The sequence below is a fragment of the Pseudomonas sp. BS-2016 genome (assembly GCF_001806145.1).
Lineage (GTDB): Bacteria > Pseudomonadota > Gammaproteobacteria > Pseudomonadales > Pseudomonadaceae > Aquipseudomonas > Aquipseudomonas lundensis.
On the sequence record NZ_MLCT01000015.1, the window covers coordinates 559,337 to 579,678 of the forward strand.

At 60.1% G+C, this 20,342-nt stretch carries 20 protein-coding genes; 5 read left to right on the top strand and 15 right to left on the bottom strand.

The window, feature by feature from the left end; genetic code table 11:
- Positions 1-102: 102 nt before the first annotated feature.
- From BKD70_RS08015 to BKD70_RS08050, 8 genes are all read right to left on the bottom strand, one after another.
- Positions 103-1,101 (bottom strand): septal ring lytic transglycosylase RlpA family protein, encoded by a 999-nt coding sequence (locus tag BKD70_RS08015; protein ID WP_047273500.1) that lies wholly within the window; start codon positions 1,099-1,101, stop codon positions 103-105.
- The gene (gene mltB, locus BKD70_RS08020) at positions 1,101-2,123 is read right to left on the bottom strand and encodes a lytic murein transglycosylase B (protein WP_371913982.1); all 1,023 of its coding nucleotides are present in this window, start codon (positions 2,121-2,123) and stop codon (positions 1,101-1,103) included. The genes BKD70_RS08015 and mltB overlap by 1 nt, the downstream gene beginning before the upstream one ends.
- A 5-nt stretch (positions 2,124-2,128) precedes the next feature.
- On the bottom strand, positions 2,129-3,232 hold the full coding sequence (gene rodA, locus BKD70_RS08025) for a rod shape-determining protein RodA (RefSeq protein ID WP_047274257.1): 1,104 nt from the start codon (positions 3,230-3,232) through the stop codon (positions 2,129-2,131).
- Between the two features lie 31 nt (positions 3,233-3,263).
- Entirely contained in the window at positions 3,264-5,159 is a 1,896-nt protein-coding gene (gene mrdA, locus BKD70_RS08030; protein ID WP_047273498.1) for a penicillin-binding protein 2, read from the bottom strand.
- Between the two features lie 12 nt (positions 5,160-5,171).
- The gene (gene rlmH, locus BKD70_RS08035) at positions 5,172-5,639 is read right to left on the bottom strand and encodes a 23S rRNA (pseudouridine(1915)-N(3))-methyltransferase RlmH (RefSeq protein WP_003444191.1); all 468 of its coding nucleotides are present in this window, start codon (positions 5,637-5,639) and stop codon (positions 5,172-5,174) included.
- Positions 5,640-5,648: 9 nt separating this feature from the next.
- Entirely contained in the window at positions 5,649-6,143 is a 495-nt protein-coding gene (gene rsfS / locus BKD70_RS08040) for a ribosome silencing factor (protein WP_047273497.1), read from the bottom strand.
- A gap of 71 nt (positions 6,144-6,214) precedes the next feature.
- On the bottom strand, positions 6,215-6,871 hold the full coding sequence (gene nadD, locus BKD70_RS08045; protein WP_047274255.1) for a nicotinate-nucleotide adenylyltransferase: 657 nt from the start codon (positions 6,869-6,871) through the stop codon (positions 6,215-6,217).
- A gap of 34 nt (positions 6,872-6,905) precedes the next feature.
- On the bottom strand, positions 6,906-8,177 hold the full coding sequence (locus BKD70_RS08050) for a glutamate-5-semialdehyde dehydrogenase (RefSeq protein ID WP_047273496.1): 1,272 nt from the start codon (positions 8,175-8,177) through the stop codon (positions 6,906-6,908).
- A gap of 177 nt (positions 8,178-8,354) precedes the next feature.
- Here BKD70_RS08050 and BKD70_RS08055 point away from each other — a divergent pair, with 177 nt between their 5' ends.
- Both BKD70_RS08055 and BKD70_RS08060 read left to right on the top strand, forming a co-directional pair.
- Positions 8,355-9,023, top strand: coding sequence for a DNA-3-methyladenine glycosylase (locus BKD70_RS08055; RefSeq protein WP_080960309.1), 669 nt, complete (start codon positions 8,355-8,357; stop codon positions 9,021-9,023).
- 48 nt (positions 9,024-9,071) lie between these two features.
- Positions 9,072-10,388, top strand: coding sequence for a bifunctional DedA family/phosphatase PAP2 family protein (locus BKD70_RS08060; RefSeq protein WP_047273494.1), 1,317 nt, complete (start codon positions 9,072-9,074; stop codon positions 10,386-10,388).
- A gap of 20 nt (positions 10,389-10,408) precedes the next feature.
- Here the strand turns inward: BKD70_RS08060 and BKD70_RS08065 are convergent, their stop codons facing one another.
- From BKD70_RS08065 to BKD70_RS08075, 3 genes are read right to left on the bottom strand one after another with little or no spacing between them, the layout of a single operon-like run.
- A complete protein-coding gene (locus BKD70_RS08065) occupies positions 10,409-11,011 on the bottom strand; it encodes an LON peptidase substrate-binding domain-containing protein (RefSeq protein WP_047273493.1) in 603 nt (200 codons plus the stop codon).
- A 10-nt stretch (positions 11,012-11,021) separates the two neighbouring features.
- Positions 11,022-11,738 (bottom strand): LrgB family protein, encoded by a 717-nt coding sequence (locus BKD70_RS08070; RefSeq protein ID WP_047273492.1) that lies wholly within the window; start codon positions 11,736-11,738, stop codon positions 11,022-11,024.
- Positions 11,735-12,097 carry a CidA/LrgA family protein gene (locus BKD70_RS08075; RefSeq protein WP_047273491.1) on the bottom strand — a complete coding sequence of 121 codons (363 nt, stop codon included), beginning with the start codon at positions 12,095-12,097 and terminating at the stop codon, positions 11,735-11,737. Before BKD70_RS08075 ends, BKD70_RS08070 begins: the two co-directional genes overlap by 4 nt.
- A gap of 170 nt (positions 12,098-12,267) precedes the next feature.
- On the opposite strand from BKD70_RS08075, the gene BKD70_RS08080 reads away from it, so the two are divergent.
- Positions 12,268-13,950 (top strand): C13 family peptidase, encoded by a 1,683-nt coding sequence (locus tag BKD70_RS08080; protein WP_047273490.1) that lies wholly within the window; start codon positions 12,268-12,270, stop codon positions 13,948-13,950.
- Between the two features lie 61 nt (positions 13,951-14,011).
- Positions 14,012-14,653, top strand: coding sequence for an oxidoreductase (locus BKD70_RS08085; protein WP_047273489.1), 642 nt, complete (start codon positions 14,012-14,014; stop codon positions 14,651-14,653).
- A 4-nt stretch (positions 14,654-14,657) separates the two neighbouring features.
- Here the strand turns inward: BKD70_RS08085 and BKD70_RS08090 are convergent, their stop codons facing one another.
- From BKD70_RS08090 to mpl, 3 genes are read right to left on the bottom strand one after another with little or no spacing between them, the layout of a single operon-like run.
- Positions 14,658-14,945, bottom strand: coding sequence for a YceK/YidQ family lipoprotein (locus BKD70_RS08090; RefSeq protein WP_047273488.1), 288 nt, complete (start codon positions 14,943-14,945; stop codon positions 14,658-14,660).
- Positions 14,938-15,567 (bottom strand): flavin prenyltransferase UbiX, encoded by a 630-nt coding sequence (ubiX, locus tag BKD70_RS08095; RefSeq protein ID WP_047273487.1) that lies wholly within the window; start codon positions 15,565-15,567, stop codon positions 14,938-14,940. Before ubiX ends, BKD70_RS08090 begins: the two co-directional genes overlap by 8 nt.
- Positions 15,564-16,913, bottom strand: a complete 1,350-nt coding sequence (gene mpl / locus BKD70_RS08100; RefSeq protein ID WP_047273486.1) for a UDP-N-acetylmuramate:L-alanyl-gamma-D-glutamyl-meso-diaminopimelate ligase — start codon at positions 16,911-16,913, stop codon at positions 15,564-15,566. The genes ubiX and mpl overlap by 4 nt, the downstream gene beginning before the upstream one ends.
- Before the next feature lie 206 nt (positions 16,914-17,119).
- Here mpl and BKD70_RS08105 point away from each other — a divergent pair, with 206 nt between their 5' ends.
- Positions 17,120-18,184: an RHS repeat-associated core domain-containing protein gene (locus tag BKD70_RS08105; protein ID WP_080960304.1), complete on the top strand. Its 1,065-nt coding sequence runs from the start codon at positions 17,120-17,122 to the stop codon at positions 18,182-18,184.
- 62 nt (positions 18,185-18,246) lie between these two features.
- On the opposite strand, the gene BKD70_RS08110 is transcribed toward BKD70_RS08105, so the two are convergent.
- Positions 18,247-20,133, bottom strand: a complete 1,887-nt coding sequence (locus BKD70_RS08110) for a sigma-54-dependent Fis family transcriptional regulator (RefSeq protein WP_047273485.1) — start codon at positions 20,131-20,133, stop codon at positions 18,247-18,249.
- Between the last annotated feature and the right edge of the window lie 209 nt (positions 20,134-20,342).

Consider the following 20,342-nt stretch of genomic DNA (forward strand, 5'->3'; position numbering starts at 1 on the left):
CGCGTATTCAGTTGCAGGCACGGCCCTCGCAGGGCTTTTGTTCTTTGTCGCTGCAACTGCGTTTGGGCCCCGAACCTTCGGGGCCCAACGCGTTAATCAGTGTTACTGATCCGATGTCACAACGCTTGGCTGGCCCAAATTGGCCAGTCGCACGCTGTTTTGCGCTTGCTGTACTTCGCCGGCCGAGGCAATCGGCCCCAGCCGCACACGGTGCAAGGTCTGCTGATTGCGCACAATCGAGCTAATAAATACGGGGGCACTGACCATGCCACTGAGCTTGGAACGAAGCAACTCTGCGGCATCCGGGTTGGCAAAGGCGCCGACCTGCAAATACGTGCCCTGCCCGTTGGCCATGCGCGGCACCGGCACAACATCCGTGGCGTGTTGCTGCGCAGGCGGTGTCCATTGCTCGACCTTGCCCGTGGCAATGGTAGGTCCGGGTGCATTCTGGGCCATTTTCGGCTCATTGAGCATCAGCGGCGCAGGACGACCGCGCTGCGCCCACCACTGCTGCGGGTCGATGCCTTCGACTTTGACCCGCGCCGTACCGGTTTCGGCGTAGCCGAGCTTTTTGGCCGCCGCGTAGGACAAGTCAATGATGCGGTCCGAATAGAACGGGCCACGGTCATTAACCCGCAGCACCACGGCTTTACCGTTGTCCAGGTTGGTCACTTTGACGTAGCTGGGCAGCGGCAGGGTTTTGTGCGCTGCGCTCATGCCGTACAGGTCATACACCTCGCCATTGGCAGTGTTCTGACCGTGAAACTTGGTGCCGTACCAGGATGCCGTACCTGACGCCACGTACGTCTTGGACTCTTGCATCGGGAAGTAGGTCTTGCCCAGCACGGTATACGGGTTGGCTTTGTACGGCCCGGTGTGCAGGGTGGGCGTCGCATCGGGGATACGCGAGACGTCTACGTCCCACCACGGCGCGCCGTCCTTGTGTGCCCGGTTGATGTCCAGACCGGGCGTGGCGCGGACTACCGGGGCCGACTTTTGCTGCGGCGCGGTGGAACGACTGCTGGAGCAACTCACCACCAGCAACGCGACGGCGGCGCAGGCAGCAACTTTCAACGGTGTACGGATCGCTAGAAACGGCATTACTTGTTGCCCCGTGCTTGAACCAGCAGGTCGGACAGTTGGTGCACTGCCATGGCGTACATCACGCTACGGTTGTAACGCGTAATCGCATAAAAATTCTTCAGGCCCATCCAGTATTCAGGGCCGTTTTCGCCTTCGAGACGGAAGGCGGTGACCGGCATGTCGTCACGCAGCGCATCATGACTCGACCACCCCAGCGCTCGCAACTCCCCGACCGTTTTCACCGGCTCGATGCCTTGGGTCAACCCTTCGTCGGCGCGATCGCCTTGCACATCAGCCCGAATGACCACCGGCTCGCCCGCTACCCAGCCATGGCGCTTGAAGTAGCTGGCAACACTGCCGATGGCGTCGTCCGGGTTGCTCCAGATATTAATGTGGCCGTCGTTATCAAAGTCCACGGCATAGGCGCGAAAGCTGCTCGGCATAAATTGCGGCAAGCCCATCGCACCGGCGTACGAACCTTTGAGGGTCAACGGGTCGACCTGCTCCTCGCGGGCCAGCAGCAGAAATTCGCGCAGTTCTTTGCGGAAGAATTCAGCACGCGGCGGGTAATCAAAGCCCAGGGTCGACAGCGCGTCGATTACCCGGTAGCTCCCTGTGTTACGGCCGTAGAAGGTTTCAACACCAATGATCGAGACAATCACTTGCGCCGGTACGCCATATTCCTGCTCGGCACGGGCCAGCACGGCTTCGTGCTCACGCCAAAAATCGACACCGCGCGCCACGCGGGCATCCGAAATGAAGATCGGGCGGTATTCCTTCCACTGCTTCACGCGCTCGGCCGGACGCGAAATGGCATCAAGGATGCTCTGCTTGCGTTGAGCCTCGCGAAAGACGTCCATCAGCTGTTCACCGGCGAACCCGTAATCGCGGGTCATCTCACCGACAAACTCAGCCACCTGGGGCGAGCCTTCATAGTCGCCGGCCACTGCGCCTTGCGCCGCCCCGAACAGACCTATCAGGCCTACCCAGGACGCGTATCGAGCAGCCCAGCCACGCATTACTTGCATTGAATTCTTCACCTTAATCAAACTTGCGCGATCCACTTGCGATGCGTGTGGATCGACATCAAAACCCCAAACGCTGACAGCAGCGTAACGAGCGAAGTTCCGCCGTAGCTAATGAACGGCAATGGCACGCCCACCACCGGCAACAGGCCACTGACCATACCGATGTTGACGAAAACATAAACAAAAAACGTCATGGTCAGGCTGCCGGCCAGCAATTTGCCGAACAGCGTCTGCGCCTGGGCCGTAATCACCAGGCCACGACCAATCAACAGCAGATAAATCAGCAGCAATGCGCAAATGCCCACCAAGCCGAACTCTTCGCCCATCACCGCAATAATGAAGTCGGTGTGGCTTTCAGGCAGGAAGTCCAGGTGTGACTGGGTGCCCAGCAACCAGCCTTTGCCAAACACACCGCCCGAACCAATGGCGGCCTTGGACTGAATGATGTTCCAGCCGGTGCCCAGCGGATCGCTTTCAGGGTCGAGGAAGGTCAGCACGCGCTGCTTTTGATAGTCGTGCATCACGAAAAACCACATGGCGACGGCCACCGGAACCGTGGCCGCCAGCACGCTGAGAATCCAGCGCCAACGCAGCCCGCCCATGAACAGCACAAACGCGCCGCCCGCCAGTACCAGCAGCGCAGTACCGAGGTCGGGCTGACGCACAATCAACGCAAAGGGCACGCCAATCAGCATGAGGCTGATCGCCACGTGTTTAAGCTGCGGGGGCAAGGTGCGCTTGGAGAGGTACCAAGCGATGGTCGCTGGCATCAGAATCTTCATGAATTCCGAAGGCTGGAAACGGATCACCCCCGGGATGTTGATCCAGCGCGTGGCCCCCATGGCGTTGTGGCCCATGACGTCCACGACCACCAGCAGCAGCACGCCGATCAGGTAACCAATCGGCACCCAGCGCGCCATGAACCGGGGTTCAAGCTGGGCAATGATGAACATTGACACCAGACCGATACCAAACGAGGTGGCCTGCTTGCTCAGCAGGTCCCAGCTCTTGCCGCTGGCCGAGTACAGAACGAACAGACTGCCAGCCGCCAGGGTCAACAGCAGAATCAGCAGCGGGCCATCGATGTGCAAACGCTGCAACAGCGAGGCACGTCGACGCATCACATCCTCACTGGAGAGCATGCGATCAAAATTACTCATCACGGGCCGTAACCTCCGCCTTTGAAGGGCTGGCGTACTCAGGTTTGAGCTTGCCTTGTGCATCCAGCAACCAGGCATCCATGACCTTGCGCACGACCGGCGAAGCCACGCGGCTGCCCGCCTCACCGTTTTCAATCATGACCGAGACCGCAATTTGCGGGTTGTCGGCCGGGGCGAAACCGACGAACAGCGCGTGGTCGCGGTGGCGTTCCTGAACCTTGGAACGGTCATATTTTTCGCCCTGCTTGATCGCCACCACCTGCGCCGTACCGCTTTTGCCGGCGATCAGGTATTGCGCCCCCACGCCCGCCACACGGGCAGTCCCGCGGGCGCCATGCACCACTTGCTGCATGCCATGGCTGACCTTGGCCCAGTTGGACGGGTCGCGCAGCACGATGTCCGGCATCGGGTTCGGGTCAACGGGCGGCACGCCCTCGATGGTCTTGGCCAGGTGCGGGCGGATCCATTTGCCTTTGCTGGCAATCAGCGCGGTCGCTTGCGCCAGTTGCAACGGCGTGGACTGCATGTAGCCCTGACCAATCCCCAGAATCAGGGTTTCGCCCGGAAACCAGGCCTGCCGCCGCGTCGCCCGCTTCCACTCGCGGGACGGCATTAAGCCTGCGGACTCTTCGAACATGTCGAGCGAGACTTTCTGGCCAATGCCGAACTGGTTCATGTACGAGGACAGACGATCAATGCCCAGCTTGTGAGCCAGGTCATAAAAGTAAGTGTCGTTGGAACGCATGATCGCGGTGTCCAAATCCACATAGCCATCACCGCTGCGGTTCCAGTTACGGTACTTGTGATCGTAATTGGGCAGCATGTAGTAGCCGGGGTCGTAGACCCGCGACGAACCGGTGATCACGCCGCTGTCGAGCCCGGCAATCGCCACCGCAGGCTTGATGGTCGAGCCCGGCGGGTAAAGGCCGCGCAGAATGCGGTTGAACAGCGGACGGTCGATCGAGTCACGTAACTCGGCATACGCCTTGAAGCTGATGCCGGTGACAAACAGGTTGGGGTCGAAGCTCGGCTGACTGACCATCGCCAGTACTTCGCCAGTATTCGGATTCAACGCCACCACTGCGCCACGGCGCCCGGCCAGCGCTTCTTCGGCGGCTTCCTGCAATTTGATGTCGAGGCTGAGCACGATGTCCTTGCCGGGGATCGGGTCCGTGCGCTTGAGCACACGCAACACCCGGCCACGGGCGTTGGTCTCGACTTCTTCGTAACCCACCTGACCGTGCAGTTCAGCCTCATAGAAGCGTTCGATGCCGGTTTTACCGATGTGATGGGTGCCGCTGTAATTCACGGGATCGAGGGTTTTAAGCTCTTTCTCGTTGATCCGCCCCATATAGCCCACCGAATGCGCAAAATGCGCGCCCTGCGGGTAGTGGCGCACCAGTTGCGCGACCACTTCAACCCCGGGCAGGCGGAACTGGTTCACGGCAATCCGGGCGATCTGTTCTTCGGTGAGCTCAAACAGAATGGGCACCGGCTCGAATGGCCGACGCCCCTGCCGCATGCGCTTTTCAAACAAGGCGCGGTCTTCTGGCGTGAGCTGCAACACTTCGACGATCACATCGAGCACTTGCTGCCAGTCACCGGAACGTTCGCGGGTCATGCTCAGACTGAAGCTGGGCCGGTTGTCCGCGATCACCACACCGTTGCGGTCGAAAATCAGGCCACGCGTCGGGGGAATGGGCTGCACGTGCACCCGATTGTTTTCAGACAGGGTCGAGTGGTACTCGTACTGCACGACTTGCAGGTAATACAGGCGCGCGATCAACGCACAAATGAGCGCCACCACCACAATTGCGCCGACCACAACGCGGCTGCGCACAAGGCGTGCGTCTTTCTCGTGGTCTTTGAGGCGAATTGGCTGAGACATTCGGGACGCTGACTATTTGTGATAAGGGTGCCCGGACAAAACCGTCCAGGCGCGATACAACTGCTCACCAATCAGAATCCTTACCAACGGGTGCGGCAACGTCAACGGCGACAGCGACCAGCGCTGATCGGCCCGTGCACAGACTTCCGGCGCCAGCCCTTCAGGGCCGCCCACCATGAAGTTCACCGTGCGCGAGTCCAGGCGCCAGCGGTCCAGTTCGACCGCCAGCTGCTCGGTACTCCAGGGTTTGCCATGCACTTCCAGCGTGACGATACGCTCACCCGGACCGACTTTGGCCAGCATGGCCTCGCCTTCCTGACGGATGAAGCGGGCCACGTCGGCATTTTTGCCGCGGGTGTTGAGCGGTATTTCCACCAGTTCAAGGGCCAGCTCGGATGGCAGACGCTTGGCATATTCATGCCAGCCTTCTTCCACCCATTTAGGCATACGCGAACCGACAGCGATCAAACGCAGGCGCACAGCTAACCCTTACTCTTGGTCTTTGTTGAGCTTGAGGAAATGCTCGTGGGTGTTTTCCGGGCTGTGGTGAGCAGCGCTGCCTGCACGGCTTTGCTCAGCACCGGCCCACAGACGCTCCAGGTCGTAGAACTGGCGCGCACTGGCGGTCATCATGTGAACGATCACGTCGTCCATGTCCAGCAGAACCCAGTCGCTGTCGCCCTTGCCTTCTTCGCCCAACGGCTTGACGCCCAGCGCTTTGACCGCTTCGCGGACCTTGTCCAGCATCGCGCCGATTTGACGGTTCGAAGTACCGGTGGCGATGATCATGAAGTCAGTGATGCTGTGCTTTTCGCGCACGTCGATGATTTGAATGTCTTGGGCCTTGACGTCTTCCAGGGCCGTCACCGCCACTTTGACCAGCTCTTCGCCTTTCAGGATTTCGGTCGGTTGGGCTTTTTCCGGCAGAGGGGCGCTCTTGAACGTGCCTTTGCGCTTAACTTTGCTTACATCTTTGTTAGTCATATAAAACTCGTTTTGCTCGTATGTTCGGGTGTTTCAATACACGTTGTTATCGCGCCTTGAAACACGCCTTTTTAGTTCGACGCACGGTACAGTCCGTGCGCATCGATGTAGGCCAGGACCGCGTCGGGCACCAGGAAACGTACCGACTTACCGCTGGCCAGCAGTTGACGGATCTGGGTGGCGGAAACCGCGAGCGGTGTCTGCCAGACGAATGCAATCTGTCCGCTCGACCCTTTCAGGGCCAGCGGGTCGCTTACCGAGCGCGCTGCCAGCAGGTTGCGCAAGGCATCCGGCGGTTCGCTGTCGGCATCCGGGCGCTGTAGCACCAGGATATGGCAATGCTGGAGCAACTCTTCCCAGCGGTGCCATGTAGGCAGGCCGCAAAACGCGTCCCAACCCAGCAATAAAAACAACTGGTCCTGCGCGGCCAGCTCGGCCCGCATCAGTTCCAGGGTGTCGATGGTGTAGGACGGTTTGTCCCGTTGCAGTTCCCGGGCGTCCACCACCAGCGTAGCCACACCTTCGACGGCGCACTCGACCATCGCCAGACGGTCGTGCGCAGACACGTGCGGCGTGTCACGGTGAGGCGGCCTGGCATTGGGCGTCAGACGCAGCTCGTCGAGCCCCATCATCTCTGCCACTTCCAGCCCGCCGCGCAAATGCCCGATGTGCACCGGATCGAAGGTTCCACCCAACACACCTATGCGCCGGGGTAACGCGTCGTTCATCGGTGCCTCCACTGCCGCTTCAAGGTCGATCAAGTCAGACCGGCTCCTGACCGCGCAGCTGTCCGTCACCGACCACAATGTACTTCTCGCAGGTCAGACCTTCGAGCCCCACCGGGCCGCGGGCGTGCAGCTTATCAGTAGAAATGCCAATCTCCGCACCCAATCCGTATTCAAATCCATCAGCGAAGCAGGTCGGGGTGTTGAGCATGACCGAACTGGAGTCCACTTCGGCCATGAAACGCCGGGCGTCGCCCTGATGTTCGGTGACAATCGAGTCGGTGTGATGGGAGCCGTAGTGATTGATGTGCTCAATGGCAGCGTCCAGCCCGTCGACAATACGGATCGACAGAATCGCGTCCAGGTATTCGGTGTGCCAGTCGTCTTCAGTGGCCGGCACCACGTCGATCAGCGCTTGAGTACGCTCACACCCGCGCAGCTCGACACCCTTGGCGCGGAACTCCTCGGCCATGGCAGGCAAAAAATCTGCCGCGACGGCCTGATCCACCAGCAATGTTTCCATCGCCCCGCAAATACCGTAGCGATAGGTCTTGGCGTTGAACGCAATGCGCCGGGCCTTGGGCAGGTCGGCATGAGCACTGACGTACACATGGCAAATGCCGTCCAGGTGCTTGATCACCGGCACCCGCGCATCACGGCTGACACGTTCGATCAAGCCTTTGCCGCCACGGGGGACGATCACGTCCACGTATTCGGGCATGGTAATCAACGCGCCGACAGCCGCCCGGTCGGTCACTTCAACCACTTGCACCACCGCCGGCGGCAGCCCGGCCTCGGCCAGACCTCGCTGGATACAGGCGGCAATCGCCCGATTGGAGTGAATGGCCTCGGAGCCGCCGCGCAAAATGGTGGCATTGCCGGACTTCAGGCACAGGCTCGCGGCGTCGATGGTCACGTTGGGACGCGACTCATAGATGATGCCAACCACGCCCAGCGGCACGCGCATCTTGCCCACCTGGATTCCCGAAGGGCGGTAGCTCATGTCACGAATGGCGCCGACCGGGTCCGGCAGGCTGGCCACCTGACGCAGACCGACGATCATGCCGTCAATGCGCGCCGGGGTCAGGGCCAGACGCTCCAGCATGGCGGGTTCAAGACCATTGGCCCGGCCCGCCGCCAGATCCTGCTCATTGGCGGCGGTGAGTTCCGGTCGCGCAGCGTCCAATGCAGCGGCAGCCGCCAGCAAGGCACGGTTTTTTTGCCCGGTGCTGGCACGGCCAATCACACGGGAAGCTTCACGGGCAGCGCGACCCAAACGGGTCATGTAGTCAAGAACGGACTCAGTCATGGTCTCAATGGTCTTGGCAGAGAGGAAAGCGGCCGATTATAGCGGTCAAGCCGCCTCACGCACAGCGGTGGCAGGCGGATGGTCGAAATGGACTGCAAATACACAGCGTTCAGCGCGGATTAAGCAGGTCTTGCTATGATCTGCGCCCTTTGCGCCACTGATGTGATAGCCCTGAAGATGCCTACGATGCTGCCGGATGCCTTTTTCGACCGTGATGCCCAACGCGTTGCCCGCGAACTATTGGGCAAAGTCATTCGTCACCGGGTCAACGACCTGTGGCTCAGTGCGCGGATTATCGAAACCGAAGCCTATTACTGCGTCGACAAAGGCAGCCATGCCTCACTGGGTTACACCGAAAAGCGCAGGGCGCTGTTTCTTGATGGCGGGCACATTTATATGTACTACGCTCGCGGCGGCGACTCGTTGAACTTCAGCGCCCACGGCCCGGGCAATGCCGTCCTGATCAAATCGGCCTACCCGTGGGTCGACGAGCTGTCCGGCCCGCTCAGCCTGGCGCTCATGCAGCGCAACAATCCCGACTCGCAGGGCCGCCCGCGACCCGACCACAAACTCTGCGCCGGGCAAACATTGCTGTGCAAGGCGCTGGGTCTGAAAGTGCCTGAATGGGATGCAAAATGTTTCGACCCCGAACGTTTACGGGTCGATGACGTCGCACAACAACCCTCGCAGGTGATTCAAACCACACGCCTGGGCATCCCCCACGGGCGCGATGAACACCTGATGTACCGCTTTGTCGACGCTGACTACGCTGCGTATTGCACGCGTAACCCGCTGCGACGCGGCCAGGTTGAAGGCAAGGACTACGTGATCCTGGATCACCCGTGATTGCCACTGCCCAAACGATTTAACCGACGATCAAAAGGAAATTGAAACATGGGCCCATGGCTCGATAGCGTAACTGGCTGGCTGACAGCCAACCCGCAGTGGCTGGGCCTTGCGGTGTTTATTGTGGCGTGCGTTGAATGCCTGGCCATTGCCGGGATTATTGTGCCGGGCACCGTGCTGCTGTTTGCAATCGCCGTCATGGCGGGCAGCGGTGCCCTGTCACTGGGCGAAACCTTGCTGCTGGGGTTTCTCGGCGGACTGCTCGGGGATGTCGTGTCTTATGCGCTGGGCAGACGCTTCCATCAAAACATTCGGCGCTTGCCTTTATTGCGCACCCACCCCGAGTGGATGAACGGCGCCGAAAGTTACTTTCACAAGTACGGCATCGTCAGCCTGCTCGTGGGACGTTTCATCGGCCCGCTACGGCCCATGCTGCCCATGGTCGCAGGGATGTGCGACATGCCCGTCCCGCGCTTTATCGGGGTCAGCCTGCTGGCCGGCATCGGCTGGTCGGTGGCGTACCTGCTGCCTGGTTGGGCGACCGGCGCCGCGATCCGCTTGCCATTACCTGAAGGCTTCTGGCCCCAAGCGGCGATTGTCGCGGTCGGGCTGGCGGGGTTGCTGGGGCTGAGCATCAACGCCAGCATTCGGCGCCAATCCAAAGCGACCTTGCTGATCGGCGCCCTGAGCCTGGTGCTGCTGCTGGCGGTGTTCATCGGCTACCCGTACATGACGGCTCTGGATCAGGGCATTTCTGCGCTGGTGCAAGAGCATCGCAGCAGCGCCATGGACATGGCCGCCGTGCTGGTGACGCAGATCGGCAACTTCCGCACCCAGTTTCTGGCGGCGGCGCTGGTGTGCATCATCCTGCTGCTGACCCGGCAATGGCGCGCGATGATTTTTTTCGGCGGGGTGACGCTGTTCACTGCGCTGGCCAACACTTTCACCAAGCTGTTCTTCGCCAGGGTGCGCCCTGACGTGTTGGTGGATCCGCTGACCAGTTACAGCATGCCCAGCGGCCATAGCTCCGGCGCGTTTGCGTTCTTTGTCGCGCTGGCAATTCTGGCCGGGCGCGAGCAACCTCAGCGCATGCGCATCACGTGGGTGCTACTGGGCTGCCTGCTGGCGATCACGGTCGCCATGTCGCGGGTGTACCTCGGCGCTCACTGGCCAACTGACATCATGGCCGGCGCGCTACTGGCGATCACGGTCAATGCGTTTGGACTGGCGCTGTGCCAACGCTTCATGCCGCTGAGCCCCGTCCCGCAGAAAGTCTGGTGGCTGATTTTGCCCGCCAGCACGGCGCTGTATGGCTTTTTCATGCTGGCGCACATGTCCAAAGAGCTGCTGCGCTATGCGTACTAACACCCCGCGTGGGGCGAGGATCAATTGAGGGTTTCGCCCTGAGAATCGCCCTGCATTTCGTCCAGCAGCACCTGAATGCCATCCAGACGCTGCTGGGGGTCATCGACTTGCAGCAGTTGTAACTTGTCCTCCTCGGCAAAAGGCAGCAAATAGGCCAGTTGATTGGCCAGCGACTGCTGCCCCTCGACTTCGGTGTTCATGTTCAGGGCCGCCACCATCGGGTGCTCGGCCAGCGCCTTGAGCAGCGCCAGCAAATCCTGATCTTCCTCTTCAAGCGGTTGCTCGGGGATTTCGTCCAGCCACTCAACCTCCGCTACCAGCAACTGGTCACGCTGGCGTTCTGCACTCAGCACCCCAAAGCGTCGCCCGCCTTCGACCCGTATGCCCAACAGGCCATTCTCCTGTTGCTGAAAGTCGCGGATCAGTGCTTCACACCCGATCAGGGCAATGTCGTCGGGGGCGTCGCCCACTTCACTGCCCTCCAGAATGCACACCACCCCAAAACCGGTGCCCTGCTTCATGCAGCGGGCAATCATGTCGAGGTATCGCGCCTCAAAAATTTGCAGATCCAGTACACAACCGGGAAAGAGCACAGTCTTGAGAGGAAACAACGGCAATGTCATGTCTACGTCCTTACACCACAAGGCTGACGGCAAGCGGTAAAAAGACCGCCGTGCCCACACCCATTAAACTCATCGCCAACGCCGCAAAAGCGCCGCACTCTTCGCCTTCCTGCAAGGCCACGGAGGTTCCGACTGCGTGAGCCGTCATGCCCAGCGCCATGCCCCGCGCTTCGGCACTGTGAACCTGCAACAGGCTCAGCAGGCCCGGCCCGACAATCGCACCAATGACCCCGGTAATCAGCACAAACACCGCCGCCAACGCGGCGACACCGCCGATTTGCTCAGCCACCAGCATGGCAATGGGCGAGGTCACCGACTTGGGCGCCAGGGTCATCAGCACCATGTGCTCAGTGCCGAACCACCAACCCAGCAACACCACCAGGCCGGTCGCAAACACGCCCCCAATCACCAGCGTAGTAAAGATGGGCCAGAACAGTTGGCGGATTCTTCGCAAATTCAGGTACAGCGGGACGGCCAGCGCCACCGTGGCGGGGCCCAACAGGATGCTCAGGATGTCGGTGCTTTTGCGGTACTCGTCGTAGCTCAGGCCGCAACTGAGCAGCACGCCGATCACCAGCAGCATTGAGGCCAAAACCGGTTGCAGGAAAATCCAGCGGGTTTTTTCGAACGCCGCCAGCACCAGTTGGTAAGCGCCCAGGGTGATGCCAATGCCGAACAGCGGATGGTGGATCACGGCTTGCCAGGCGCCTTGCCATTCCAGGGTCATGGCCGTTCCTCCGCAGACTGATGACGCTTGAGCAAGCGCTGCATCAGCACGCCCACGAACGCCATCGACAACAGCAGTGACAGCACCAGCGCGCCGACAATCGCCCAAAAATCGGCGGCGATGTCACTGGCGTAGACCATCACCCCCACGGCGGGCGGCACCAGCAACAACGGCAGGTAGCGCAACAGACCGCTGGCTGCCTGGCTCAAAGGCTCGCCAACCTGGCCGCGCACGATCAGAAAGGCCAACAGCAGCAACAACCCGATGATCGGGCCGGGCAACACAGGGATGAACAAATGATTGAGGGCAGTGCCGAGCAATTGAAACAGCACCAGCCAGGTCAGGCCGCGTAACAACATCTCTCGTCTCCAGCGATCTTTTTTGCGCCGCATTATAAGCACGCTCACCACGCACTGGCTTGGCTAAAGGCAAGAGCGGCGCGTGAATATCTCAGGATGTTTCATGTCGCCCTATAGAGCGGCTTCCATTGCTGCGGCATACTCGGTGGCCTAACTTTCCGGATCCTGCCATGCGCCCATTTGTACCCCTTGCTCTGACTTTGCTGCTGACGGCCTGCGGCGACGGCGACTCGCTGTTGCCCCCGGACGCTCGCCTGCCCGATGGCGGGCGCTATCGCGGTGAAGTGGTCAACGGACTATTGCAGGGCCAGGGCCGCATCGACTACCCGAACGGCACTTGGTACGCGGGCGAATTCAGCAATGGCGTGTATCAGGGCCAGGGGGAATGGCATGCCAGCAATGGCGACGTGTACCGCGGCAAATTCGAGGGTGGCCTGTGGAACGGGCAAGGCAGCCTGACCACCCACGACAGCGAGTACGTCGGCGGCTTCAAGCAAGGGCGCCGCGAAGGTGAAGGCACCCTCAAACAAGGTGGCATGAGCTATCGCGGCGCTTTCAAGGATGACCAGTTTTCCGGCTTCGGCCACCTCGAACTGGAAGACGGCAGCGAGTATCAGGGCCAGTTCGCCCAGGGCAAACCCCATGGCGAAGGCAAGCGCAGCGATGCCAGCGGCAACGAATTCACGGGTACCTTCGTCAATGGTCAGCTCGAAGGCACTGGTATTTTCAACAGCGCCGAAGGGGATCAATACGAAGGCGAGTTCAAAGACAACCAGCTCAACGGCAAGGGCCGCTTCGAAAACGCTGACGGCGACGTGTGGATCGGCGAGTTCAAGGACGGCGCCCTGACGGGCCAGGGCGAGTTCATCGGCGTTGACGGCAGCCACTATCGCGGTCAATTCAATGAGTGGCGCTTCAATGGTCCCGGCCAGCTCGACATGGCCGATGGCAGCCGCTATGTCGGTGACTTTGCCAACGACACGTATCAGGGCTATGGCACCCTGACCCTGAGCGACGGCACGGTAGAGAAAGGCTACTGGATCAACGGGCTGCGCGTGCGCGACGAAAAAGGCGAGCTGTTGCCGGACCCGCTTGAGCTGGGCCTGCTCAATCAGGGCGCGTTGCTCGACCGGGCCCTCAAAGCGGTTCCACACTCCACCCCGGCCGTCGAGCTGTACAGCCTGGTGCTGGGGGGCGACGGCAAGCAAAGCGTCTTTCTGCGTGAAGCTGATTACGTCAGCGACATGCTCACCAGCCGTTTCGGCAGCCGCGGCAACATCAGCCTGGTCAACCATCGCGACCACTTGATGGATCGCCCCATGGCCACCCGCGAAAACCTGCACCGCGCCGCCAAGACCCTGGCCGAGCGCACGGGCCCGGAAGACCTGGTGTTCATCTACCTGACCAGCCACGGCACCCACGACCATGAACTGGTGCTCGACCAGCCGCGCCTTGAACTGGCTGACCTGCCCGCCGACGAATTGGCCGCCGCGCTTGCCCCTTTGAAGCATCGCGACAAGATCATTGTGATTTCTGCCTGCTACTCGGGCGGGTTCATCCCGGCGCTCAAGGATGAAAGAACCTTGATCATGACCGCCTCCGAAGCGGACAAGGTGTCGTTTGGCTGCTCGGAAGAAGCCGACTTCACTTACTTCGGCAATGCCCTGTTCGCGCAGGCCCTGAACCAGACCGACGACCTGCAGCAGGCGTTCACTCTGGCGAAACAATACGTTGCCGAGCGCGAACAGGCCGACAACTTCGATGCTTCAGCACCTCAACTCTGGGCACCGAAAGGCGTCTTGAACCACTGGCAGCGCCTGCGCGAGCAACAAGCACGGCAAGCGTTGCATTAATCCGATGGAACAGCATGGACGCCGCGAGTGACTAAGCTGAATGTATCAAGGGAGAATTCGCATGTACCTGACGCCTCAGCACATCCTGCTTGCGGGTGCCACCGGCCTGACCGGTGAGCTGTTGCTAGACCGTTTGCTTAACGAACCGACGGTAGAACGCGTACTCGCCCCCTCGCGCAAACCCCTGGCCGACCATCCGCACCTGGAAAACCCGGTGGGCGACCCCGCCGTGTTTCTGCCCCAACTCAGCGGCCCGGTCGATGTCGCGTTCTGCTGCCTGGGCACCACCATCAAACAGGCCGGTTCCGAAGAAGCCTTTCGCGCCGTGGACCACGACATGGTCGTGGCCTTTGCCAAGCGCGCGCGTGAAATGGGCGCCAGGCATTTGATCGTCATCAGCGCCATTGGCGCAGACCCGGAGTCATCCATTTTCTACAACCGGGTCAAAGGTGAGATGGAGCAATCCTTGCGAGCGCAGGACTGGCCTCAGTTAACCATCGCCCGCCCATCTCTGCTCATCGGCGAACGCCTGGAAGAACGCCCGGCAGAGAAAATTGCAGGTCTTTTTTCAAAATTGATCCCCGGCAAATACCACGGCATTGAAGCCTGTGAACTGGCCCGGGCACTGTGGCGACTGGCGCTTGAAGATCAGCAAGGCGTGCGGGTGATTGAGTCCGACGAACTGAGAAAACTGGGCAAGTAACCCGTTACAGCCCGCCGTTGGCCTGGACGCCGACCCCCAGCACGGTCAACACCGACAACGGCAACAAAAGCGTATCCAGCAAGGCGCTGGCAGGCAGGTCCAGCCCCGGATAACGCGGGGGCTGGGCGCCAAAGCGGTCTTGCGCACAGCACCCGCCTTGCATCGCATACCAATCGAGCCGCGTACCCGAATACACCACCGGCGCCCCCGGCTTGGCGGCGTCCAGCGTGCGAACGCTGGCGCAACCGCCAATGTGCAGGAGCATCAACCCGCCCAGCAGCGCCTTACTCATCGCCGCCCACATGGTGCTCGCCCCAGCGCGGGAGCATGTCCTGCGGGATATTGAGCAGGTTAAGAATGCGCGCGACCATAAAATCAACCAGATCATCGATGGTCTGCGGCTGATGATAGAAACCCGGCGACGCGGGCAAGATGATGGCGCCCATGTTCGACAGCTTGAGCATGTTTTCCAGATGAATACTGGAGTACGGCGCTTCGCGCGGCACCAGAATCAACTGGCGACGCTCTTTGAGCGTCACGTCCGCCGCCCGCTCGACCAGGTTGTTGCACGCGCCCGTGGCAATGGCCGACAGCGTGCCCGTGGAACACGGCACCACCACCATCGCGGCCGGCGCGCCGGAACCCGAGGCCACCGGCGACATCCAGTCTTCCTTGCCGTACACACGGATCTGCCCGGCAGCCGCCCCGGTGTATTCGGTCAGAAACGTCTGCATGGCCTGCGGCTTGGGCGGCAGGTTAACGTCGGTCTCAGTCGCCATGACCAACTGTGCGGCCTTGGAAATCAGGAAGTGAACCTCGCGGTCTTCGCGCACCAAGCAATCAAGCAAACGCAATGCGTAAGGCATGCCCGATGCACCGGTTACGGCCAGGGTGATGCGTTCCGGGCCACTCATTGCAGCGCGTCCGCCAGCTTGCCGTGTAGCCCGCCAAAGCCGCCGTTACTCATGATCACCACGTGGGTGCCAGGCTTAACGCGGGTTTTGACGTCGGCGATGATAGCGTCCAGCGAGTCGCAGACCCGGGTCGACACAGGGCTCGATGCAACCGTTGCCGCCAGGTCCCAGCCCAGATTGGCCGGTGCATACCAGACCACGTGATCGGCCTGGGCCACGCTCTGCGGCAGGCCATCCCGGTGGGCACCCAGTTTCATGGAGTTGGAACGCGGTTCAATGATCGCCACCAACGGGGCATCGCCGATACGCTTGCGCAACCCGTCCAGCGTGGTGGCAATGGCGGTCGGGTGGTGAGCGAAGTCGTCATAAATCGTGACGCCCTTCACCTCGGCCACTTTTTCCATTCGGCGCTTCACGCTTTTGAAGGCGCTCAGGCCATCAATCGCCATGCTCGGCACCACCCCAACATGGCGGGCAGCCGCCAGCGTGGCCAAGGCATTGGCGACGTTATGCTGGCCGGTCATGTCCCACTCGACAGTGCCCTGAACCACGCCCTCGAACAGCACGTCAAAGCGCGAACCGTCGTCGCTCAACAGGCGGGCTTGCCATTGACCCCCTTCGCCCGTGGTTTGCACCGGGGTCCAGCAGCCCATGTCAATCACCCGCTGCAAGGCAGGTTCAGTGGTTGGGTGAATCACCAGGCCTTCGCTGGGGATCGTGCGCACTAAATGGTGAAATTGCCGCTCGATCGCAGGCAGGTCGGGGAAGATGTCCGCGTGATCGAACTCAAGATTGTTGAGGATCGCGGTGCGCGGACGGTAATGCACAAACTTGGAGCGTTTGTCGAAGAAGGCGCTGTCGTACTCATCGGCCTCGACCACGAAAAACGGCGTGTCGCCCAACCGCGCCGACACGGCAAAGTTTTGCGGCACGCCGCCGATCAGGAAGCCCGGCGCCATGCCGGCATGTTCCAGTACCCAGGCCAGCATGCTGCTGGTCGTGGTTTTGCCGTGAGTCCCGGCCACCGCCAGCACCCAGCGGCCTTGCAGCACGTGATCAGCCAGCCATTGCGGCCCGGACACATACGGCAGGCCTTTGTTGAGCACGTATTCGACCGCCGGATTGCCACGCGACAGCGCATTGCCGATCACCACCACATCAGGCGCGGGGTCCAGCTGGGCGGGGTCGTAGCCTTGGGTCAACTCAATGCCTTGAGCTTGCAGCTGGGTGCTCATCGGCGGATAGACGTTCGCGTCGGAGCCTGTCACGTGATGGCCCAGTTCTTTGGCCAAAACCGCCAGCGAACCCATGAATGTGCCGCAAATACCAAGAATATGAATGTGCATAGTCGACCTCGAAAATCATCGGCGAAGGGTAGCGTAGAGCACTGTTTTTCGCACTCACTAGCTGAACGGGCCCTGCAGAAAAAGCGCTTCGACAGTTTTTCAATCCCTCCGCCCCCTCTCGGCGTGATAGACCTATCACTTCTGCTAGTACCGTTAACCTAGTCAACCTTGGACAATCAGAAGGGAAAAACAAGGAGGTGGGCCGCATGAAGAATTCACATAAAGCTGTTGTGTGTCAGTATCGCTATGACCCATTGAATCGATTACTCACCCAATCGTTTCCATCCGAACCCAGCACTACGACATACCTGTATGCCGATAATAGGCTTGCGACGGAAGTTCAAGGCTCTACAAGTTCTACGCTAATGAGAGTAATGGGCGAAAACAGAGTGATAGCACAGCACCGTGCGCACAACGGAATCAAAGACACTGTACTACTCGCTTGTGACGCCCAAAACTCCCCTCTCGTAGCAAGAGCCGAACTTGACCACGAGCAGCACGCCTACACGGCGTATGGCTTTAGCCCTGACAACATCAATTCAGTTTCTCTACTGGGCTACACCGGGGAACGTCAAGACGTTGTAACCGGCCACTATTTACTGGGTAGGGGGCGCAGGGCATACAACCCTGTATTGATGAGATTTAATTCACCCGATCTTCTAAGCCCATTTGAGAGAGGCGGCATTAACAGGTACACCTACTGCACAGGAGATCCAATAAACCTTATTGACCCTGAAGCAACCAATGCCATCAGTCATTTTTTCCGTTCTTTTTTCAAAGCATTCAAAGGCGCTAGCAAAAAAACCAGCGAACCGGTAGAGCAAGTTTTAGAGGACGGCAGCGTGCTTATTGGTTACCACGGAGCTAGCAACGAGCAAATAAACCAACTGATAAGCCAGGGTTTACATAACAACTATGTACCCACACGCAGCGGCAGAGAAGTATTTGGCCGTGGCTTCTATGTCACTCGCAAACCAGAGGTCGCTAGAGTCTATGCTAATAAACTTGCACTCTCACGGGCCAAAAGAAAAACCGGAAGCGTCGTTGCCGTGTATTTAAAAAACCCAAAAGACAAAATTCATGGCATTGACCAACACTTCACTTTTGCCACCCTCTCCAAGAATCCAACTTACAAAAACCTTATTAAACTCATTGAAAAAAATGATGACATTGTATTAAAGAACAAGATCCACCCCCACATCACATTGATCAAACTACCCTCTGCCAAACACTTGCCAGCTGTTATCAATCGAGAACTTAGAATGAGGTAAAACAACAACCCATTCAATACACCCTAAAAGTGCTCGCTCATGCAAAACGAGCACTTTGGCCTTCAGCGCTCAATCCCATGCTTGCGCAGCTTTCTGTACAGCGTATTGCGGCTGACCCCCAGTTGCAGGGCGGTATGCGTCATGTGCCAGCGATGCAACTCCAGCGCCATCAGCAAGGCCATTTTCTCGGCTTCATCGAGCGGGTGTTCAGACGCCTCAGGTTCTTTGGGTAGCGCCTTGCGCAGATTGGCGGGCAGGTCCTGCAACCTGATACGCCCGTCTTCACATAACGCCGCCAAGGTACGCAACACGTTACGCAATTGGCGGACGTTGCCCGGCCAACTGAAATCAAGCAGCGCCTGACGGGCCTGAGGGTCGATCTCCAACCGCTCCGGCCCCGCCTCCTGCGCCAGCAGAAAATCGAGCAGCTGCGACTTGTCACTGCGATCACGCAAGGCGGGCAAGGCAATTTCCAGCCCGTTGAGCCGGTAGTACAAGTCTTCGCGAAAGCTGCCCTGCTCCACGCGTTCCAGCAAATTGCGATGGGTGGCGCTGATGATGCGCACGTTGACGGCTTGCGGCTCGCCACCGATCGGCACCACCAGACGGTCTTCCAGCACACGCAGCAAACGGGTCTGCATGGCCAGCGGCATGTCGCCGATCTCATCAAGAAACAACGTTCCGCCATCGGCCTGTTGCAACTTGCCCTGCATGCCTTCCTTGCGGGCACCGGTAAAACTGCCGCCGCGATAGCCGAACAATTCACTTTCAATCAGGCTTTCAGGAATCGCCGCGCAGTTGAGCGCCACAAAGGGTTGGTCGGTGCGCAAGCTGGCCAGATGCACCGCTTTGGCGAAGGCTTCTTTGCCCGAGCCGGTTTCACCATTGACCAACAACGGTACGTCGCGCTCGAAGACCCGCAGCGCCCGGCGAAAATCGGTGTGCAACGCGTCGTCGCCCAGGCAGATCCCGCTCAGGCGCGCGGGTGCGGGGTCAGGTTGAACGCTGACTGGCGCGGGTTGAGCGCGCGCCAGGCCCCGCAATGCGGCGAATAAATAGCGACCATCGCGGGTGCAAAGCGGCCAACTGGCGCTGGCCTGCGGGCTGGCGCGGGCGAAGAGTTCGTCGCGCGGGCAATCAAATACCTGATCGATGAGTTGCCCCACCAACCCGCCGCGCACATGACCCAACAGGTTCAAGGCGCTCTGGTTGACCGCAACAATCACGCCCTCGCCATCGAACGCCAGCATGCCTTCGCTGAAAAGCCCTACTGACTGCGCCTGGAGGTGAAAACGCAGCAGCCATTGGTCTTCAAAATGACGCAAGAAGTAACTGCTTTCGATGATTTTCGCTGACAAGTTGACCAGCGCCATGGTGTGGAACTGGCTCTGGCGCGACACGTCGTGACGGGCCGAGGACACGTCCAGCACGGCCAGCAACTCGCCCTGCGGGTCAAACACCGGGCTGGCCGAACAGGTCAGGCCGGTGTGACGGCCGCGAAAGTGCTCGTCCTGATGAATGGTCAGCGCCTGTCGCTCCACCAGGCACGTGCCGATACCGTTGGTGCCTTCACGGGCTTCACTCCAGTCAGCCCCCAGCCATAACCCTGCGCGTTCGAACACCGTGCGCTCTGTGGGTGCGGTCACGCAGTTCAGGATCACGCCCCGGGCATCGGTCAGCAGGACAGCATGACCAGCGCCCGATAATTGTTGATGCAGGCTGTTCATTTCGTGAGTGGCAATGTGCAACACCTGCTGCAAACGCTCGCGCCCTTCCAGGATGCGGCCGTGTTCCAGCACCGTCGGGGCGACGGTGTGTGCGGGGTCGAGGTGATAATCCTCCAGGCAGCGTTGCCAGGAGCGAACGATGGACGGGTCGCATCCCTGAGGACGGCCCTGCGTGACATCGATGACTTGTCGGGCGTGCCGACTGATATCTGCACTGTGCATTTTTATTATTCTCCGCTCTGTCTCGGCGGTCTCGGCGTGTACAGGGCAAATGCCCCACGTGCTGCGCCCGAGTACCAGTCCAAACCGAGCCCCCAGCATCCTCTTGCGTCCAAAGCATTGCAATCGCCATCTGACTGACTGGTCATGCGCTGTACCGTTTTTGGCACACAGTGTCACCCCGACTGTACCAGCCGTGTCACAGACAGACG

Coding starts and splice junctions, on each gene's coding strand:
- BKD70_RS08105 (WP_080960304.1), top strand. CDS start 17,120: ATGAAGAATTCACATAAAGCTGTTGTGTGTCAGTATCGCTATGACCCA.
- rsfS (WP_047273497.1), bottom strand. CDS start 6,143: ATGACTAACAAAGATGTAAGCAAAGTTAAGCGCAAAGGCACGTTCAAG.
- BKD70_RS08110 (WP_047273485.1), bottom strand. CDS start 20,133: ATGCACAGTGCAGATATCAGTCGGCACGCCCGACAAGTCATCGATGTC.
- BKD70_RS08065 (WP_047273493.1), bottom strand. CDS start 11,011: ATGACATTGCCGTTGTTTCCTCTCAAGACTGTGCTCTTTCCCGGTTGT.
- mrdA (WP_047273498.1), bottom strand. CDS start 5,159: ATGTCTCAGCCAATTCGCCTCAAAGACCACGAGAAAGACGCACGCCTT.
- BKD70_RS08060 (WP_047273494.1), top strand. CDS start 9,072: ATGGGCCCATGGCTCGATAGCGTAACTGGCTGGCTGACAGCCAACCCG.
- BKD70_RS08050 (WP_047273496.1), bottom strand. CDS start 8,177: ATGACTGAGTCCGTTCTTGACTACATGACCCGTTTGGGTCGCGCTGCC.
- BKD70_RS08055 (WP_080960309.1), top strand. CDS start 8,355: ATGCCTACGATGCTGCCGGATGCCTTTTTCGACCGTGATGCCCAACGC.
- ubiX (WP_047273487.1), bottom strand. CDS start 15,567: ATGAGTGGCCCGGAACGCATCACCCTGGCCGTAACCGGTGCATCGGGC.
- BKD70_RS08080 (WP_047273490.1), top strand. CDS start 12,268: ATGCGCCCATTTGTACCCCTTGCTCTGACTTTGCTGCTGACGGCCTGC.
- nadD (WP_047274255.1), bottom strand. CDS start 6,871: ATGAACGACGCGTTACCCCGGCGCATAGGTGTGTTGGGTGGAACCTTC.
- mpl (WP_047273486.1), bottom strand. CDS start 16,913: ATGCACATTCATATTCTTGGTATTTGCGGCACATTCATGGGTTCGCTG.
- BKD70_RS08090 (WP_047273488.1), bottom strand. CDS start 14,945: ATGAGTAAGGCGCTGCTGGGCGGGTTGATGCTCCTGCACATTGGCGGT.
- BKD70_RS08070 (WP_047273492.1), bottom strand. CDS start 11,738: ATGACCCTGGAATGGCAAGGCGCCTGGCAAGCCGTGATCCACCATCCG.
- BKD70_RS08085 (WP_047273489.1), top strand. CDS start 14,012: ATGTACCTGACGCCTCAGCACATCCTGCTTGCGGGTGCCACCGGCCTG.
- rodA (WP_047274257.1), bottom strand. CDS start 3,232: ATGCGTCGACGTGCCTCGCTGTTGCAGCGTTTGCACATCGATGGCCCG.
- BKD70_RS08075 (WP_047273491.1), bottom strand. CDS start 12,097: ATGTTGTTACGCGGCCTGACCTGGCTGGTGCTGTTTCAATTGCTCGGC.
- BKD70_RS08015 (WP_047273500.1), bottom strand. CDS start 1,101: ATGCCGTTTCTAGCGATCCGTACACCGTTGAAAGTTGCTGCCTGCGCC.